Origin of the sequence: Gryllotalpicola koreensis, from assembly GCF_039538185.1 — a bacterium.
Taxonomy (GTDB): Bacteria; Actinomycetota; Actinomycetes; order Actinomycetales; family Microbacteriaceae; genus Gryllotalpicola; species Gryllotalpicola koreensis.
The window spans coordinates 294609-310955 of the sequence record NZ_BAABBW010000002.1 but is presented as its reverse complement, the minus strand read 5'-3'; the positions used below and the strand labels follow the sequence as shown (position 1 = coordinate 310955).

Annotated in this window: 16 protein-coding genes; 9 read left to right on the top strand and 7 right to left on the bottom strand. The window is 71.4% G+C overall.

From position 1 onward, the window contains the following. Positions 1 to 83: 83 nt before the first annotated feature. Positions 84 to 704 carry a GNAT family N-acetyltransferase gene (locus ABD708_RS06435; RefSeq protein ID WP_344752474.1) on the top strand — a complete coding sequence of 207 codons (621 nt, stop codon included), beginning with the start codon at positions 84 to 86 and terminating at the stop codon, positions 702 to 704. Here ABD708_RS06435 and ABD708_RS06430 read toward each other — a convergent pair. The 3 genes from ABD708_RS06430 to ABD708_RS06420 are packed head-to-tail and all read right to left on the bottom strand — an operon-like array spanning position 634 to position 2862. Continuing rightward, positions 634 to 1314: a phosphatase PAP2 family protein gene (locus ABD708_RS06430; RefSeq protein WP_344752473.1), complete on the bottom strand. Its 681-nt coding sequence runs from the start codon at positions 1312 to 1314 to the stop codon at positions 634 to 636. The genes ABD708_RS06435 and ABD708_RS06430 overlap by 71 nt on opposite strands. Beyond that, positions 1314 to 1550: a hypothetical protein gene (locus ABD708_RS06425; RefSeq protein ID WP_344752471.1), complete on the bottom strand. Its 237-nt coding sequence runs from the start codon at positions 1548 to 1550 to the stop codon at positions 1314 to 1316. The genes ABD708_RS06430 and ABD708_RS06425 overlap by 1 nt, the downstream gene beginning before the upstream one ends. 19 nt (positions 1551 to 1569) lie before the next feature. Then, positions 1570 to 2862, bottom strand: a complete 1293-nt coding sequence (locus ABD708_RS06420; RefSeq protein ID WP_344752469.1) for an amidohydrolase family protein — start codon at positions 2860 to 2862, stop codon at positions 1570 to 1572. A gap of 61 nt (positions 2863 to 2923) precedes the next feature. On the opposite strand from ABD708_RS06420, the gene ABD708_RS06415 reads away from it, so the two are divergent. Continuing rightward, positions 2924 to 4342: an amidohydrolase family protein gene (locus tag ABD708_RS06415; RefSeq protein ID WP_344752468.1), complete on the top strand. Its 1419-nt coding sequence runs from the start codon at positions 2924 to 2926 to the stop codon at positions 4340 to 4342. A gap of 5 nt (positions 4343 to 4347) precedes the next feature. On the opposite strand, the gene ABD708_RS06410 is transcribed toward ABD708_RS06415, so the two are convergent. Both ABD708_RS06410 and ABD708_RS06405 read right to left on the bottom strand, forming a co-directional pair. Then, positions 4348 to 5307, bottom strand: a complete 960-nt coding sequence (locus tag ABD708_RS06410) for a PDR/VanB family oxidoreductase (protein WP_344752466.1) — start codon at positions 5305 to 5307, stop codon at positions 4348 to 4350. Next, positions 5304 to 5942, bottom strand: a complete 639-nt coding sequence (locus tag ABD708_RS06405) for a helix-turn-helix domain-containing protein (protein WP_344752464.1) — start codon at positions 5940 to 5942, stop codon at positions 5304 to 5306. The genes ABD708_RS06410 and ABD708_RS06405 overlap by 4 nt, the downstream gene beginning before the upstream one ends. A gap of 180 nt (positions 5943 to 6122) precedes the next feature. Here ABD708_RS06405 and ABD708_RS06400 point away from each other — a divergent pair, with 180 nt between their 5' ends. The 7 genes from ABD708_RS06400 (at position 6123) to ABD708_RS06370 (ending at position 13078) form a co-directional block, all read left to right on the top strand. Then, positions 6123 to 7427, top strand: a complete 1305-nt coding sequence (locus ABD708_RS06400) for an amidohydrolase family protein (protein ID WP_344752462.1) — start codon at positions 6123 to 6125, stop codon at positions 7425 to 7427. Positions 7428 to 7448: 21 nt separating this feature from the next. Next, positions 7449 to 8216 (top strand): ABC transporter ATP-binding protein, encoded by a 768-nt coding sequence (locus ABD708_RS06395; protein ID WP_344752460.1) that lies wholly within the window; start codon positions 7449 to 7451, stop codon positions 8214 to 8216. Beyond that, entirely contained in the window at positions 8213 to 9079 is an 867-nt protein-coding gene (locus tag ABD708_RS06390) for an ABC transporter permease (protein WP_344752458.1), read from the top strand. The genes ABD708_RS06395 and ABD708_RS06390 overlap by 4 nt, the downstream gene beginning before the upstream one ends. A 65-nt stretch (positions 9080 to 9144) precedes the next feature. Next, positions 9145 to 10341: an ABC transporter substrate-binding protein gene (locus ABD708_RS06385; protein ID WP_344752456.1), complete on the top strand. Its 1197-nt coding sequence runs from the start codon at positions 9145 to 9147 to the stop codon at positions 10339 to 10341. Between the two features lie 12 nt (positions 10342 to 10353). Further along, positions 10354 to 11685, top strand: coding sequence for an FAD-binding oxidoreductase (locus tag ABD708_RS06380; protein ID WP_344752454.1), 1332 nt, complete (start codon positions 10354 to 10356; stop codon positions 11683 to 11685). Then, positions 11682 to 12464, top strand: coding sequence for a creatininase family protein (locus ABD708_RS06375; RefSeq protein WP_344752453.1), 783 nt, complete (start codon positions 11682 to 11684; stop codon positions 12462 to 12464). Before ABD708_RS06380 ends, ABD708_RS06375 begins: the two co-directional genes overlap by 4 nt. Then, positions 12461 to 13078, top strand: a complete 618-nt coding sequence (locus ABD708_RS06370) for a pyridoxamine 5'-phosphate oxidase family protein (protein ID WP_344752452.1) — start codon at positions 12461 to 12463, stop codon at positions 13076 to 13078. The genes ABD708_RS06375 and ABD708_RS06370 overlap by 4 nt, the downstream gene beginning before the upstream one ends. Positions 13079 to 13082: 4 nt before the next feature. Here the strand turns inward: ABD708_RS06370 and ABD708_RS06365 are convergent, their stop codons facing one another. Both ABD708_RS06365 and ABD708_RS06360 read right to left on the bottom strand, forming a co-directional pair. Further along, complete coding sequence (locus ABD708_RS06365) at positions 13083 to 14786, bottom strand: TIGR03767 family metallophosphoesterase (protein ID WP_344752451.1); 1704 nt, start codon at positions 14784 to 14786, stop codon at positions 13083 to 13085. A 152-nt stretch (positions 14787 to 14938) separates the two neighbouring features. Next, positions 14939 to 16210 (bottom strand): ammonium transporter, encoded by a 1272-nt coding sequence (locus ABD708_RS06360; protein WP_425553261.1) that lies wholly within the window; start codon positions 16208 to 16210, stop codon positions 14939 to 14941. Between the last annotated feature and the right edge of the window lie 137 nt (positions 16211 to 16347).

Sequence of the window (16347 nt, the reverse complement as noted above, 5' to 3'; positions counted from 1 at the left end):
TCGTCGGTTCGAGTCCGGCATCGCCCACGTAAACGAGAATCCCCTGATCGATCAGGGGATTTTTTGTTGGCTATGTTCGACTCATGGACCTCTCCCCCGTCGTGCTCGCCGATGCCGTCGTCCGCCTCGAGCCCCTCGCCGCAGCTCACGCAAGCGCGATGCGCACGGCGCTGGCGGTCGACCGCTCGAGTTTCGGGCTGACGACGGTTCCGACCCCGGAATCCGTCGACGGCTACATCGCAGCCCAGCTCGCGCTTGCCGCTGCCGGCAACCATCAGCCGTTCGCGCAGTTCGACGCGAAGAGCGGCGAGCTCATCGGCCACACCGCGTTCGCGAACGCGCGCGACTGGCCGGGCCGCAGCGTGCTCATGGCGGTCGAGGTCGGTCACACCTGGCTGGTGCCGGGCGCCCAGGGCCGGGCGTTCAACTCGGCATCCAAGCTGCTGCTGTTCACGCATGCATTCGAGACGCTGGGCGCGCGGCGCGTGGAGTTGAAGACGGATGCCCGCAACGCGCGCTCCCGCGCCGGCATCGCCGCCGTCGGCGCGAGCTTCGAGGGCGTGCTGCGCAGCTGGCAGCCGTCGGCGGTGCCCGGCGAAATGGATCGACTGCGCGACACGGCGATGTTCTCGATCACTGCAGACGAGTGGCCTCGGGCGAAGTCGGCGCTGGCGGCTCGGCTGGCGGAGAAGCTCCGCGCGTGACCCGGGCGGCGACGGCGAAGACGACCAGCGCGACGCCGACGCCGACGAGCGCTCCCCCCGCAGTGTCCGTGAACCAGTGCGCGCCGACGTAGGTGCGGCAGACGGCCATGACGAGCACATAGGCGAGCGCGACCGCTCCCGTCCACACGCGCGGCACGAAGAGGACGAGCACCGCCGCCGCGGTCGCCGCGTTGGCCGTATGCCCAGAGGGGTACGAGCCGAAGTCGGAGGTCACGATCATGTGCCCCGGGCGCTCTCGCGCGAACAGGTGCTTCATGAGCTGCACGAGCAGGGCGCTCGCGATCGAGGCGGTGAGGAACACGACGACAGCGCGATAGCGGCGCCGCACGAGCAGCGCGACCGCGATCGCCACCGGCACCACGACGACGCCGAGGACCCCGCCGCCGAGCTGATCGAAAGCGAGGGCGATCGCGTGACCGACGGGACCCTGCGTCGAGACGATCCAGTCGGACCAGCGCCGATCGATCGCGAGCAGGCGCGTGTCGGCTTCCAGCCCCACGCCGAGCGCCAAGCCCGCCACCACCAGAAGGACGCCCACCCCGAGCAGCGCAGAGCGTGGAGTGCGCGACCGTTCGCTCGTGCTCGCCATCAGCCGAGCGCGGTGGCCGCCAGGATTGTGAGGCTGGCGAGTCCCGCGACGAGGAAGATGATGCCGCCCGCGAGCATCCACACGGGGGACTGCGAGCCGAACGCGATGCGCATGCCGTTCTGCTGCTTGAGCTCGCGCGCGAGCTCCGAGAGCCAGTTGCGCCGGATGATCAGGAAGAGGCCCCAGCTGACGGCGAGGGCGCCCCAGACGAGCACGAAGATGCGGGCGGCGGTCACGGCTCGAGCCTAGGCGGCGTCAGCTTCGGGCGAGCCGAGCACTCAGCCGTGCCGCGAGCTCGCGCTCATCGGCGTTCACCAGCCGGTAGTCGCGCACGACGGGGCGGCCGCCGACGATCACGTCGCGCGGGTGGCGCCCGGGCGAGGCCCACAGCAGCCCGGCGATCGGGTCGTCGACGCCGGCGTCCGCCACGCCGGAGACGTCCCAGACGCAGGCGTCCCCGGCGGATCCGGCGCCCAGGTGGCCGAGCTCCGGCCGTCCGAGGCCGGTTGCCGAGCCGCTGGTCGCCATGCCGAGCACGGTGCGGGCGGGCAGCTGCGGTCCGACGAGCGCGGAGACCTGCATGGCGAGCCGCGCGTCGGCGAGCAGGTGCCCCGCGTCGTTGCTGCCGCCGCCGCTCGTACCGAGCCCGACCGGGACGCCCGCGGCGATGAGCTGCGCGACGGGCGCAATCCCCCAACCCATCGGCACGTCACAGCCCGGCGCATGCGTCGCGGTCACGCCGGCGTCGGCGAGCCGGGCGATCTCCTCGGGCGTGACATCGCAGAGATGGGCGATCGTGACACCTGGTTCCAGCCAGCCCCATTCCGCGAGCAGGTCGAGCGGGCGCGCGCCGTAGCGCTCGAGCGCGATCGCCGTGTCGACCTGCTCGTTCGCCTGGGTGCGGCGGCGCAGGCCATGGCGGCGGGCGACGGATGCCAGAGCCTCGAACGTCTCCCGCGCATCGGAGTGCACCCCGGCCGGGCCGACCGCGAGCTGCAGCATGCCGTCGGCGCTCACTCCGCCGGCGTCCGGTTCGAGGCCGGGCAGCAGCGCCGCGACGATCGCCTCGGCCGAGGCGGCGGCCCAGCCGGCGTCGTCCCGCGCCGAGCCGCGCACGAAGACCAGCCGGCCGCCGAGCGCGCGAGCCGCGGAGGCGGTGGCGGCGGCCAACTCGACCGTCTGCGCGATCGGCGCACCGTGGGGCCAGTTGAGGTGATGGTCGGCGACGGCGGTGACGCCGCAGAGCAGCCCCTCGGCCACGCCGATCGCGGCGGCGGCGCCGTACAGCTCGGGGTCGTGACCGGCGCGGCCGTACGCGGCGGCCATGGCCGGCAGCCACTCGGCCATGGGGACGCCGCGCGTGCCGGGCAGGGTGCGGAACGCGCTCTGCAGCAGGTGGTGGTGCGCGTTGACGAGGCCGGGGGTGACCACGCAGCCCGAGGCGTCGATCGTGGTGGCATCCGTCTGCCCGTCCTCGAGCACGAGATCGCCGTCGCGTTCCTCGCCCGGACCGATCAGGATGCGCCGCGCGCCGGTGATGGTGAGCATGCGGTCGTTCTACCAGCGGCGTGTAACAGGGGCGTGACACGAGGGTGGGACGCTCGCCGTCATGACCTCAGCGCAGCGCCCGACCACGCCCACCCTGATCCGCGGAGGGTGGGTGCTGACCTCGGCGGCCGCCGCCTCGGGCGTGCCCGCCGCGATTCGCGACGGCGCGGTGCTGGTCGACGGCGACCGGATCGCGGCGGTCGGCGAGTATGCGGCGCTCAAGGCCGGGCATCCGGATGCCGTAGAGCGCGGCGGACCGCACGACCTCGTCGCCCCCGGCTTCGTCAATGCGCACGGCCACTTCAGCGAGGGGCTGATCACAGGCATCGGCTCGCAGTACACGCTGTGGGAGTGGCTGCACAAGCTCATCACCCCGGTGAACCCGACGATGGACGCCGAGAAGGCGTACGCGGGCACGATGCTGCAGGGCATCCAGCTGCTGCGGTCGGGGGTGACCACGGCGAACGACATGTTCTGCTCGGACCCCGACCCCGATGGGCCGATCACGCCCGGCGTGGTGAGGGCGCTCGACGAGCTCGGGCTGCGCGGCGTGCTCGCGTTCGGCTCGGGCGACGCCGACCGGGAGTTCGATATGCAGCCGATCGTCGACGAGTGGGACGCCCTGCGCGAGGCGTGCGCGGCGAGCTCCCTCTCGACCTTCCGCGTCGGAATCGCAGCGGTCGGGCGGACGACGCCGGAGTCGTTCGCCCGCTCAGTCGACTACGCGCGGTCGGGCGGGCACGGCGTGCACATCCACCTGCACGAGGTGCGCGAGGAGGTCACGGCGACCCTGCAGCGCACCGGCCGCACGGCGGTCGGGTACTGCGCCGCCGAGGGACTGTTCGCCGCGCCGACGCTCGCCGCGCACTGCGTCTGGGTCGACCGTGCCGACCGCGAGCTGCTCGCCGAGCATGGCGTCGGCGTCGCGCACAACCCCGTCGCCAACGCGATCCTCGCGAGCGGCGTCGCGCCGGTCGCCGAGCTGCGCGCGCTCGGGGTCGATGTGGGCATCGGCGTGGACGGCGCCGCGTCGAACGACGCGCAGGACTTCCTGCAGGCGATGAAGACGGCACCGCTGCTCGCTCGCATCCGCGACCTGCAGGCCACGGCGATGAGCGCCCGCGAGGCGTTCGAGCTGGCGACGATCGGCGGCGCCCGCGCGCTGCGCATGGACGACGCGATCGGCTCGCTCGAGCCGGGCAAGAAGGCGGACCTCGTCGTCTTCGACGGCGAGTCGCCCACCATCGGGGTCGTGCACGACCCGTATCAGGCGATCGTGTTCGTCGCCGGCTCGCGCGAGGTGAAGGACGTCTGGGTGGATGGTGCGCCGAGCGTCGCCGACTTCGACGTCGTGAACGTCGACCCGGCGGAGGCCGTCGCCCGGGCCCGCCCGCTCGCGGCGCGGCTCGTCGCGGAGGCCGGGCTCGAACGGCTCTCCGCCTTCACGGGTGCGCCCCTCGATGGCACCGAGATCCCCTAGCGGCTCTACAGCTCGAGCACGAGGCGCGGGCAGCCGGGTGCCGCGCGCGAGACGCAGATCATCATCGTGCGGTTCTCCGCCTGCTCCCCCGGGCTGAGCACGGAGTCGCGGTGGTCGACCTCGCCGGAGACGAGGTGCGTCTCGCAGGTGCCGCAGGTGCCTTCGCGGCAGGAGGACAGCACCAGCACACCCGCCTCGTCCGCGGTCTCGAGGATGGACTTGTCGGGTGGCACGGTCAGGGTGAGGCCCGAGAACTCCAGCTCGACCTCGAATGCCGTGTTCGCCTCGGAACCGTGCGCCTTCGGCTCGAAGCGCTCGACGTGCACGGAGGCAGGCGGCAGGCCGGCGGCCGAGGCCGCCGCTTCGACGGCATCCAGAAGGCGCGCCGGGCCGCAGCAGTACACCTGCGCCTCCGCGGCGTCGGCGAGCAGCTGCGCCGCGTCGAGGCGCGTCCCCTCGTCGCTGATGTGGAGAGACACGCGCGACGGATGCCGGGCGGCGAGCTCCTCGGCATACGCCATCGCCGCCCTGCTGCGGCCCGCGTAGTGCAGCTGCCACTCCAGGCCTGCGGCCTCGGCGGCGGCGATCATCGGAAGGAACGGCGTGATGCCGATGCCGCCGGCGATGAACAGGGCGGGGCCGCGCTCGGCGAGCGCGAAGTGGTTGCGGGGGGCGCGGGCACGCAGCCGGTCGCCGACGGCGAGCGTGTCGTGCACGAGGGCCGAGCCGCCCCGGCCCGCCCGCTCGCGGAGCACGGCGAGGCGCCAGCGCCCGTCGCCGGCCGGGCCGATCAGCGAGTACTGCCGCTCGAGGCCCGGGGCGAGCAGCAGATCGACGTGCGCTCCTGGCTGCCAGTCCGGCAGCGGGCTGCCGTCGTGCGCGCCCAGCTCGAGCTCGAGCACGTTCTCAGCCACCCGCGACGCGGCGAGCAGCACGACGTCGAATTCCGGCTCCGCGGCGGTCATTGCGGGTCCGCCGTCAGCACAGAGGCCTGTTTGACCACGATCATGCGGTACTCGATGCCGTCCGGCGAGCACCAGCGGTGGCGCGTGCCACCGCGGAAGTACGCGGAGTCGCCGACCGCGAGCTCGGCCGTGCCGCCCGCCTCGAGGTCGAGCAGCACGCGACCCGTCAGTACGTAGACGAACTCGTCCTCAGGGTGCTCGTAGTAGGGGCCGGGGTCGGTGTTCGAGCCCACCCACTCCATCGGCTCGAAGGCGAAGGCGTTCGCGCCGTGCACGAGCAGGCGGGCCTCCCCCGCGGAGAACGGGCCGCGCGCCCCCTCGTCCGCGCGCATGATGTCGGGGCTCGGGTCGTCGGGGTGGTGCTGGTGCGACGAGCCGGCGGCGAGCAACTCGACCTGGGTCGTGCCGAGGGCGCGGGCGATGCGCTCGAGCGACACCATGCTGGGGCGCGCGTGCCCGCGTTCCAGCTGACTGAGGAAGGAGTGCGACAGCTCGGTGCGCTCGGCGAGCTGCATCAGCGTGAGCGAGCCAGCCCGCCGCAGGGCGCGGATGCGCTGCCCGATGCGCAGCGCCTGCTCGTCGATCACGCGGCCGCCGTCGTCGGAGCGGCGCGATGCCGTCAGCTCAGTCGTCACAAGTCCTCACTTCAGCACGGAATCGGCGGCCGCCAGGGTCCACCGGCCTGTCTTTACAAAGAGCAACCGCCGCGTAATCCGCGGGAAACGCAGCGTCCCTAGCGTCGACATCATCTTCCCAATGTTGATGACATCAACATTACGTCGCCGTGACGACGTGTGTCCTGGATGGAGGCCCATGTGACCGCACCGCTGCCCCGCCCTGTCGCCCTGCTGACGGGCGCCGTGCTCGAGAGCGGCGCGCGAGTCGACGTCGCGCTGGCCGACGGGGTCGTCACAGCGGTCGCGCCGGCCGGCACGTTCGCGGGCACGCCGACCGAGGCATCCGATGTCCTCGATCTCACCGGCTTCGTCCTGCTCACCGCCCCCGCCGAGCCGCACGCGCACCTCGACAAGGCGCTGAGCTTCGACCTCATCCAGCCGCCTCTCGGCGACCTCGGCTCGGCGATCGAGTCGTGGGTCGCCTACGCCCACGACATGACCGTCGCGTCGATCGCCGATCGCGCCCGAGAGCAGGCGCTCGCGATGCTCGCCTCCGGCATCACCGCCGTGCGCACGCACGTCGACGTGCTGAGCTCGCACGGGACGGCCACGACCGAGCAGGCGCTGCGCGGCGCCCGCGCGCTGATCGCGGTGCGCGACGAGCTGCGCGGCCTCATGGACATCGAGCTCGTCGCACTCGCCGGCCACCTCTCCCCCGACGAGCACGTCGAGGCGGTGCTCGACCTCGGCTTCGACCTCGTGGGCGGCGCCCCGCACCTCGCGGACGACCCCGAGCGCGACCTCGACCGGCTGCTCGCGATCGCCGAGCGCCGCGGGATCGGCGTCGACCTGCACACCGACGAGAGCCTCGACGGCCCGCTGACGATCGAGCGCTACGCCCGGGCCGTGCGCGACTGGCCGCGCGACCGGCAGTACTCCGCCGGCCACTGCGTGCGGCTCGGCACTCTCGACCCGCAGCGTCTCGCCGAGGTGATCGCCGAGGTCAAGGCCGCCGACCTCGGCGTCATCTCCCTGCCCATCACGAACCTCTACCTGCAGGGCTGGCAGCACCCGGTCTCGACCCCGCGCGGGCTCACGGCCCTGAGGCCGCTGATCGACGCGGGCGTTCGCGTCGCCGCAGGCGCCGATAACGTGCGCGACCCGTTCAACCCGGTCGGGCGCTCCGATGCGCTGGAGACGGCGTCGCTGCTGATCACGGCCGGGCACCTCACCGCGGCCGAGGCCTACCACCTGGTGAGTGACGGCGCGCGCAGCGTGATGGGGCTTCCGGATGCCGGAGCGAGGGTGGGCGCCGCCGCCGACTTCCTCGCGGTGCGCGGCACCGGTCTGATCGACGTCATCGCGAACGCGCCCGCCGACCGCATCGTCATCCATGCCGGGCACGTGGTCGCGATGACCGAGGTCACCCGCTCGGTCGCACAGCCCGGCACGCCGGCCACCACACCGTTCACCCCCGCGAGCGAGCTCGCTCCCACCGCCTGACCCTTCGAGAACGAGGAATCCGTGAGCACAACCGCCCCTGCGCCGGCTCAGACCGGCACGACGCTGCTCGACTTCTCCGACGTCGCCATGACGTTCCCCGACGGCACCGTCGCCCTGCACGAGGTCGACCTGACCGTCGACCGCGGCGAGTTCGTCTCCGTCGTCGGGCCCTCCGGCTGCGGCAAATCGACGCTGCTGCGCATCGCGTCAGGGCTCGAGACCGCGAGCGCCGGAACTGCCTCGGTGCGGACGCGGCGCATCGGCTATGTCTTCCAGGACGCGACCCTGCTGCCGTGGCGCAGCGTCGCGGACAATGTCGAGCTGCTCGCCGAGCTGAACAAGCAGCCCAAGCAGCTGCGGAAGGAGAAGGCGAAGCAGGCGATCGAGCTCGTCGGCCTCACCGGCTTCGAGCGGCACCTGCCGAAGCAGCTCTCCGGCGGCATGCGCATGCGCACGTCCCTCGCGCGCTCGCTCACCCTCGACCCCGAGCTCTTCCTGTTCGACGAGCCCTTCGGCGCGCTCGACGAGATCACCCGCGAGCGCCTCAACGACGAGCTGCTGCGGCTCTTCGTCGAGCAGCGCTTCGCCGGGCTGTTCATCACGCACTCGGTGTCAGAGGCGGTGTACCTCTCGACGAAGGTCGTGGTCATGTCGGGGCGGCCGGGCACGGTCGTCCGCCGTTTCGACGTCCCCTTCCCGATGCCGCGCGACCCAGACATCCGATTCACTCCAGAGTTCGCCGAGCTGGTCGGCGAGGTCTCGCACGCACTCAGGGAGGGCCACAAGTGACCGCGACACTTCAGCAGGTGGCCGAGAGCCGCGCCGCCGTCGCCGTTCCCCGGCTGCGCCGGAGGCGCCGCCGCCTCTCCTGGTGGCAGCCCCTCGTCGTCTTCGTCCTGTTCGTCGCTGCGTGGTACGGCGTCGCGAACTACTACGACCGGGTCCGCCATCTCGCCTTCCTCGTGCCGTACCCGCACCTCGTGCTGAGGGCGATGTTCCACGACACGCTGCCGAACGGCACCCCGACGACCTTCGACGCGCAGCTCTGGCAGGCGCTCGGCCGCACCACGGTCGTCACCCTGACGGGTCTCGGCGTCGCGATCGTGATCGGCGTCGTCTGGGCGATGCTGATGGCGCAGGCGAAGGGGCTCGAGAATGCGCTCTACCCCTACGCGGTGATGCTGCAGTGCGTCCCGATCCTCGCCCTCGTGCCGCTCATCGGCGCCCTGTTCGGCTACGAGTTCCTGAGCCGTGTGATCGTCACCGTGATGATCGCCCTCTTCCCGATGGTGTCGAACACGCTGTTCGGCCTGCAGGCGAGCGACAAGGCGCAGCGCGAGCTCTTCCAGCTGCAGGGCGCGGGGCGGCTGACGCGCCTGGCGAAACTGCAGATCCCCGGCGCGCTGCCTTCGATCTTCGTCGGCCTGCGCACCTCGGCCGGTCTTGCCGTCATCGGCGCGATCGTCGGCGACCAGTTCTTCCAGCGGGGCCAGCCGGGGCTCGGTGTCCTCATCCAGGTGACCGCCTCGCGCCTGCAGGGGCCGGAGCTCTACGCGACGATCATCATCGCCTCGCTGCTCGGCGTCGTCGTGTTCCTGCTCTTCGGCCTCATCGGGCGCCTCGCCGTCGGCCGTTGGTACGACTTCAACTGACCTTCTCCCCGCACCACCACGCACCGCACTCCTGCACCACACACCCCTGCGAAACGGAGCAATCAATGCGCACCAAGAAGCGTCTCGTGATCGCGGCCGCCGTGCTCTCGGCATCCGCCCTCACGCTCGTCGGCTGTTCGAGCGGCTCGTCGAGCACCGCGAGCTCGACCGACACGGCGAAACCGGCTGCGGCCAGCGGCCCGGCGGTCGACCTCTCCGGCGTCTGCCCCGCGACGGTCGTCGCCCAGACCGACTGGAATCCGGAGGCCGACCACGGCCACCTGTACCAGATGCTCGGACCGAACCCGACGATCGACGCCGACAAGAAGAGCGTCACGGGCGATCTGTACGCGAACGGCAAGCCGACCGGCGTCAAGCTCGAGATCCGCGCGGGAGGCCCCGCCATCGGATACTCGACGGTCAGCGCTCAGATGTACCAGGACACCTCGATCACGATCGGCTACGTCTCCACCGACGAGGCCGTCGAGTTCTCGGGCAGCCTGCCCACCACGGCGGTCTTCGCCGAGAACGACAAGTCGCCCATGATCATCATGTGGGACCCGGCCAAATATCCGAAGGTCAAGACCATCAAGCAGCTCGGAGCCGCCCTCGACAAGGACGGCGGCGTGGTGCGCTACTTCAACGGCGCCGCGTACATGGACTACCTGACCGAGGCCGGCTACCTGCCGAAGGCCACCCTCGACGGCAGCTACGACGGCACCCCGTCGAAGTTCGTCACCGCCCAGGGCAAGGACGCGCAGCAGGGCTTCGCGACCGCAGAGCCGTACATCTACGAGAACGAGGTGTCGGCCTGGGGCAAGCCCGTCAAATATCAGCTGATCGCCGACACCGGCTGGTCGCCCTACCCCGAGACGATGTCGGTGCGCACCGGCGACCTCGAGAAGCTGACGCCGTGCCTCAAGAAGCTCGTGCCGATCATGCAGCAGGCCGATGTCGACTACCTGAAGAACCCGACGGCGACCAATGACCTGATCGACCAGCTCGTGCAGAAGTACAACAACGGCTGGACCTACGACGCGAACGTCGGCGCCTTCGCCGTGAAGCAGATGAAGGCGCTCAAGATCGCGACGGACGGCAGCGACGGCTACGTCGGCGACCTCGACGAGACCCGGGTCGCAGACTTCGTGAAGATCGCCACGCCGATCTTCACCGCCACCGGCGGGCACGTGAAGGCGGGCCTCACGCCGTCCGACCTCTACACCAACGAGTTCCTCGACAAGAAGATCAGCCTCGGCTGGTAAGGAGTACCACTCATGCCCACCCTCCCCGACGCCATCGAGGCGCTGCGTCTCGAGCTCACCGAGCTGCTCGGCGAACGCGGCGTCAGCGCCGACCTCAGGACCCGCGAGCGCGCGTCCGTCGACGAGGCGCTGATGAGTCCCATCCTCGTCGAGCAGCTGCCCCTCGGCCTCGCCGATCTCGTCGCCTACCCCGGCTCCGCCGAGCAGATCGCCGCGGTGCTCGCCGCGGCGACCCGCCACGGCGTCCCGGTGACGACGCGGGGCAAGGGCACGGGGAACTACGGGCAGGGCATCCCCCTCGACGGCGGCCTGGTGCTCGACACGAGTCGAGCCAGGGCCGTCGTCGAGGTGGGCGACGGCTGGATCACCGCAGAGGCCGGCGCGCCCATGATCCTCACGGAGCAGGCGGCGAATGCCGCCGGTCAGCAGCTCTGGATGTACCCGTCCACGGCGCAGTCGACGATCGGCGGATTCCTCTCCGGTGGCTCCGGCGGAACGGGGACCATCGTGCACGGCTCGAATTGGGAGGGTTTCGTCACGGCGCTCGACGTCGCCCTGCCCGCCGCCGAGCCGACCATCGTGCACGTCGAAGGGGAAGAGGCGCAGACCTTCGTGCACACCTACGGGACCGCGGGCGTCATCGTCCGCGCGACCGTCGGGCTCGAGCCGCTGCAGGACTGGCGCGCGGTGTACGCGGCGTTCGAGACCTTCGAGGGGGCGCAGGCCGCTCTGCGCGCGCTGTACGGCATGTCGCCGCAGCCGCGGCTGGTGAGCGCCGACCTGCCGTTCATCTCGGCGAAGCTGCCCGACGACCCGGCGATCGTGAAGGGGGCGTCGTCGCTGCGCGCGATCCTCGACGCGGCGACGCTCGATGAGGCATCCGTCATCATCTCCGCGAACGGCGGGCGCGTGACCGACGTGCGCGAGGGCGCTGCCCAGACGGTCAAGGTGTCGATGCTCTCGTACAACCACCCGATCTGGTGGCTCAAGAAGAACTCACCGGACAAGGTGTACTTCCACGTCGAGGTCGCCGGCGAGGCGCTCATCGACCGCATCGACGAGGTACACGCGGTCTACCCTGGCGGCATGCTGCACATCGAGGCCGGCCACCGCTTCCCCATCGGGATGCTGGCCGCCGAGTACACCGGGGCCGACGACGTCTACGCCGGGTATCCCAAGCTGCAGGAGCTCGGCGTGCGCGTGCACAGCCCGCACCAGTACTACGTCGACCACGGCGTCGAAGAGCTCACCGCGCTGAAGGAGCGCACCGACCCGGACGGCCTGCTGAACCCCGGCCACCTCGGCGCCCCCGCCGGCCTGCTGACGGGCGGGCTCGGCAAGTGACCCGGAAGATCGCCGAGCTCTCCGGCCCCGCTGTCGCCGGCTCCTTCGGCCCCGGCACCATCGTCGTCCAGCCGATGGGGGCGATCGAGCACCACGGCCCGCACCTGCCCCTGATCACCGACGCGCTCATGGCGGACGAGATCGCGACCGCCGCGGTCGAGCGGGCCGCCGCCGACGGGCTCGACGTGTGGCAGCTGCCGACCATCGCGTACACCAAGTCGGACGAGCACAGCTGGGCCCCTGGCACGGTCTGGCTCGATTCCGAGACGGCGTTCGAGACCTTCGTGCAGGTCGGTCGCGCTGTTTCGCTGATGGGCGCGGGAACGCTCGTCTATGCCAACGGCCACGGCGGCAACACGGCGCTGCTGCAGGTCGTGCTGCGCGAGGTGCGCAAGCGCTACGGGCTGAAGACCTTCCTGATGCCGACGCTCACCCGCGCGCCAGCGCCGGGCGGCGAGGATCGCGACGAGCACGGCCTCGGCATCCACGGCGGCGCGGCCGAGACCTCGATGGTCATGCACCTGCGGCCCGAGCTCGTCGACCTCGCCGGGGTCGACAATTGGGCGCCGCCGCACCTCGCCGAGTTCGAGTACATCCGCTTCAACGGCGGCCCGGTGAGCTTCGGTTGGCTGTCGAACGACTTCGGCACGCCGGGCGTCGTGGGCGACCCCCGGCACGCCTCCGCGGAGTTCGGGGCGGCGCTGTGGCAGGCATCCGTCGACCAGGCCGCGGCATCGCTCGCCGAGATCGCGCGCTTCGACCCCATGGCGGCACGGTGACGATCCCGGGCACCTTCGGTCGCGATCAGGACGAGACGGATGCCGCGCCGGAGGATCCCCTCGCCCTGATGGGCTCCTGGCTGCCCTCGCCCACCGACCCCGTGAAGCCGCTCATGGTGTTCGCGACCGCCGGCCTCGACGGCTACCCGAACGCGCGCAATGTGCTGCTGTCGGCCTTCGACGGCACGCGGCTGCACTTCCACACCGAGGCGCGCAGCCGCAAGGCGGCCGAACTGGCGGCCGAGCCGCGGGCGACCGCCGTGCTCGTGTGGCCCGAGCACGCGCGGCAGCTCGTCGTCACCGGCGATGTCGAGGCCGAGACGCCCGCGGAGGCGGCCGCCGTGTACCCGACGCGCACGAGGGCGCTGCAGCTGCTCGCCTGGCTGAACACCGATGAGCTCGCCGCGCGACCGGTCGCAGAACGGCGCGCCGCCTGGGCGGCCTTCGACGCCGCCCACCCCGGGCAGCCCCTCGAGCCGCCCGCCACCTGGGCCGGCTACGCGCTCACCCCGCGGCGCATCGCGTTCTGGCGCGGCGACACGGAGGGCCCGAGCAACCGGCTCGTGTACACGCTCGGCGACGGCGGCTGGACGCTCGAGCGCAAGGCCGGCTGAGCCTTCACGCGAGCGGGTCGGCGAGGAGCAGCTCGGTGTTCCGATCGGCGGGTGCGCCCTCGTGCCCGGGCGCGCGGTGCGGGTCGTTGAAGGACAGCTCGCGGTAGAGCGAGGCGAGCGCGAGCTGCGAGCCGTCGTCGTAGCCGGCCTGGTACGGCGCATCCGACTCGATCAGCGTCGTGAAGATCGACAGCAGGCCGGCGCCGCTGCGCGCGAGCTCGATGATGCGCGCCTGCTGCGGGAAGTCGATGTGGCTCGCCGTCGTGATCTCCCAGAACGAATGCTGTGCGTCCGCGCCCCGGTGCGGCGTGATGCGATTGGCGTGCACGTGCCCGTTGACCCAGGCGACGACCGGGGGATGCCGATGCAGCAGCGCCTTCACCTCGGCGCCGCTGTGCCGCGCCGCCTCGGGGTCGTCGGGGTCGGGCAGCGGGTTGTCCATGGACCCGCTCGTGTGATGGCTGAACACGATGACGTACTCGTCGGGGTGGGCGGCCAGGGTCTCCTCCAGCCAGCGGAACTGCGCGTCCGAGATCGAGCCGTGCGCGAGGCCGGCCGGGGTGGTCGAGTCGAGCGAGACGGCGAGCACGCCCGGCGCCAGCTGCGCCGTGTAGTACGTGCGCCCGGCCGCGAGGTCGTCCGGACTGAAGCCGTGCCCGACCGGGCCCGCCCCGGTGTTCTCCGGCGCGAGGTGCGCGGCGAGGTACTCCGCCTTGCTGAACGGCTTGCGGCGCGCGTCCGGCGTCACCGTCCACCGCCGCTCGAGCGCCGGCAGCACGGTCAGCTCCTGCACGGCCGCGCGCGCCGCGCGGGTGCTGGCCGAGCTGGTCCACAGCGTGCGCACGGCCGCGTTCGCGGCATCCGTCGTGAATCCCGTGAACTTCACGTCGCCGACGTACACGTCGTCCCACGCGGCGTGCAGGTTCGACAGCGAGCCGCACACCGAGTCGTCGTGGTTGCCGAAGACGGCGTACCAGGGGATGCCGAGCCCGGGGCTCGTGTGCGCCGCGGCCACCCGGCCGAAGAAGCCGGGCAGCGCGGGGAATCCGGCGCTCTTGTAGACGTCGGCGACGCTGAGCTCGGGGTTGTACCAGTCGGCGTTGCCCGAGCTTTGGGCGCCCTCCCACACCGTGCGCGAGCCGGAGTTCGCCACGATCGCCCCGCCGCTGAGCGCGGCGAGATACCAGTCGAGCTCGAGCGTCTCACCGTTGTCGGTGTTGTCGCCGGTCGACACGGCAGCGTCGAGCGCCCGGCCGGTGAACGGTCCCGCGCCGACCTCGTTGATGCGCGCGATGAGCCGGGCGGCACCATGCGTTCCGAGCGCCTCCTGCGGGCGGAACGCCGATCCGTTGTGCGCGGCGAACATCTCGAAGCGCGCGGGCGACTGCGCGTCGACGATGTGCAGGTCCGTCAGCTGCACGATCGCCGCGAGCGGCGTGAGCGAGGCGGCGGCGGATGCCCGGGAGGCGAGCTCCTCGCGCAGCAGCGGCGCATACCCCGGGCCGGCGGCGAGACGGCGGTAGGAGCCGGCGTGCTGGGGCGCCGCGGCCGCTTCGAGTGTCGTCCCGCCTGCGCGGACCGGGCGGTGCGCCGCCGGACGCGACGAGGGCGGGATGCGTGCTCCGAAGTCGATGGCAAGGGCGCCGGGGACGAGTGCGAGGACACCGGCCCCGCCGATTAGGGCCGTGCGCCGAGACACCTTCTGCACGCGGCCAGAGTCGCGAGCGCGGGTTGCCCCGAGGTGGCGTCAGCGTTCGTGTCGTGTGAACAACGGTCGCGGCATCCGTACCACGCGGTGAACGAAAAGGGCCGCCGGCGAACCGGCGGCCCTTTCGGGGATGCAGTTGGTGCGGGGTGCGATCAGACCGCTGCGGGGTCGAGCGAGTAGCTCTCCTCGCCGTGGACCACCGTGTCGACGCCGGCGCTCTCGTCCTCGCTCGTGATGCGGAAGCCCATCGTCTTCTGGATGATCCAGCCGATGACGTAGGCGAGCACGAAGGAGTAGATCGCGACGGCGAAGGCGCCGATGGCCTGGGCGCCGAGCTGGTAGAACGAGCCGGTGTCGATGAGGCCGATGCCGTTGCCGAAGAAGCCGATGTAGAGGGTACCGACGATACCGCCGACCAGGTGGACACCGACCACGTCGAGCGAGTCGTCGAAGCCGAGGCGCCACTTGAGCTCGATCGCGAGGCAGCAGATGGCGCCGGTGATCAGACCGAGGACGATGCCCCAGCCCGGCGCGAGGATGTTACAGGCCGGGGTGATGGCGACGAGGCCGGCGACCGCGCCCGAGGCGGCGCCGATCGAGGTGGGCTTGCCGTCCTTGATCTTCTCGGTGATCAGCCAGCCGATGGTGGCCGCCGCCGGGGCTGCGAGGGTGTTGACCCAGGCGAGGGCGGAGATGCCGTCGACGGCGCCCTCCGAGCCGGCGTTGAAGCCGAACCAGCCGAACCACAGCAGCGAGGCGCCGAGCAGGGTGAGCGGCACGTTGTGCGGCTTGGCCATGCCCTTCGCGAAGCCGACGCGCTTGCCGAGCACGAGCGCGAGGGCGAGACCGGCCGCACCGGCGTTGATGTGGACCGCGGTTCCACCGGCGAAGTCGTTCACGCCGAGACCCCAGACGGACCAGCCGCCGTCGGAGTAGCCGTGCTGCCCCCAGCCGCCGTCGGTGCTGCCGCCTGCGGTGAAGTTGAAGACCCAGCTCGCGACCGGGAAGTACACGACGGTGACCCAGATGCCGGCGAAGACCATCCACGCGCCGAACTTCGCGCGGTCGGCGATGGCGCCCGAGATCAGCGCGACGGTGATGATCGCGAAGGTGGCCTGGAAGCCCGCGAAGGCGAGGCCGTGCACGTCGAGGCTCTGCAGGCCGAGCTCGGTGCCGCCCTTGAAGTGGATCTCGTTGGTCAGCAGGAAGTCGTGGAAGGGGTTGGCGAGCACGTGCGGGATGAGCCAGCCGTCGCCTGACGAGAAGGACATCGAGTAGCCGTAGATGACCCACAGCACGGAGACGAGCGCGATGGCGCCGAAGCTCATCATCATCATGTTGATGACGGACTTCGCGCGGACCATGCCGCCGTAGAAGAAGGCGACGCCAGGCGTCATGATGAGCACGAGGGCGGCGGCGACCATCAACCACAGGGAATTCAGGTTGTTGGTGATCGCGTCCGTCGTCGCTGTAGCGAGAACCGACATGACGTCTGGTACCTCTCTCTTCGGGTTGCTAGGACTCGGCCAGTTTCGCGAGAAGAGGTTTCACGCCTTATCGA

Excerpts from the sequence above, each read along its gene's own strand:
- ABD708_RS06385 (WP_344752456.1), top strand. The coding sequence starts at position 9,145 with ATGCGCACCAAGAAGCGTCTCGTGATCGCGGCCGCCGTGCTCTCGGCA.
- ABD708_RS06380 (WP_344752454.1), top strand. The coding sequence starts at position 10,354 with ATGCCCACCCTCCCCGACGCCATCGAGGCGCTGCGTCTCGAGCTCACC.
- ABD708_RS06360 (WP_425553261.1), bottom strand. The coding sequence starts at position 16,210 with ATGGTCGCCGCCGCCCTCGTGCTCATCATGACGCCTGGCGTCGCCTTC.
- ABD708_RS06415 (WP_344752468.1), top strand. The coding sequence starts at position 2,924 with ATGACCTCAGCGCAGCGCCCGACCACGCCCACCCTGATCCGCGGAGGG.
- ABD708_RS06420 (WP_344752469.1), bottom strand. The coding sequence starts at position 2,862 with ATGCTCACCATCACCGGCGCGCGGCGCATCCTGATCGGTCCGGGCGAG.
- ABD708_RS06410 (WP_344752466.1), bottom strand. The coding sequence starts at position 5,307 with ATGACCGCCGCGGAGCCGGAATTCGACGTCGTGCTGCTCGCCGCGTCG.
- ABD708_RS06430 (WP_344752473.1), bottom strand. The coding sequence starts at position 1,314 with ATGGCGAGCACGAGCGAACGGTCGCGCACTCCACGCTCTGCGCTGCTC.
- ABD708_RS06435 (WP_344752474.1), top strand. The coding sequence starts at position 84 with ATGGACCTCTCCCCCGTCGTGCTCGCCGATGCCGTCGTCCGCCTCGAG.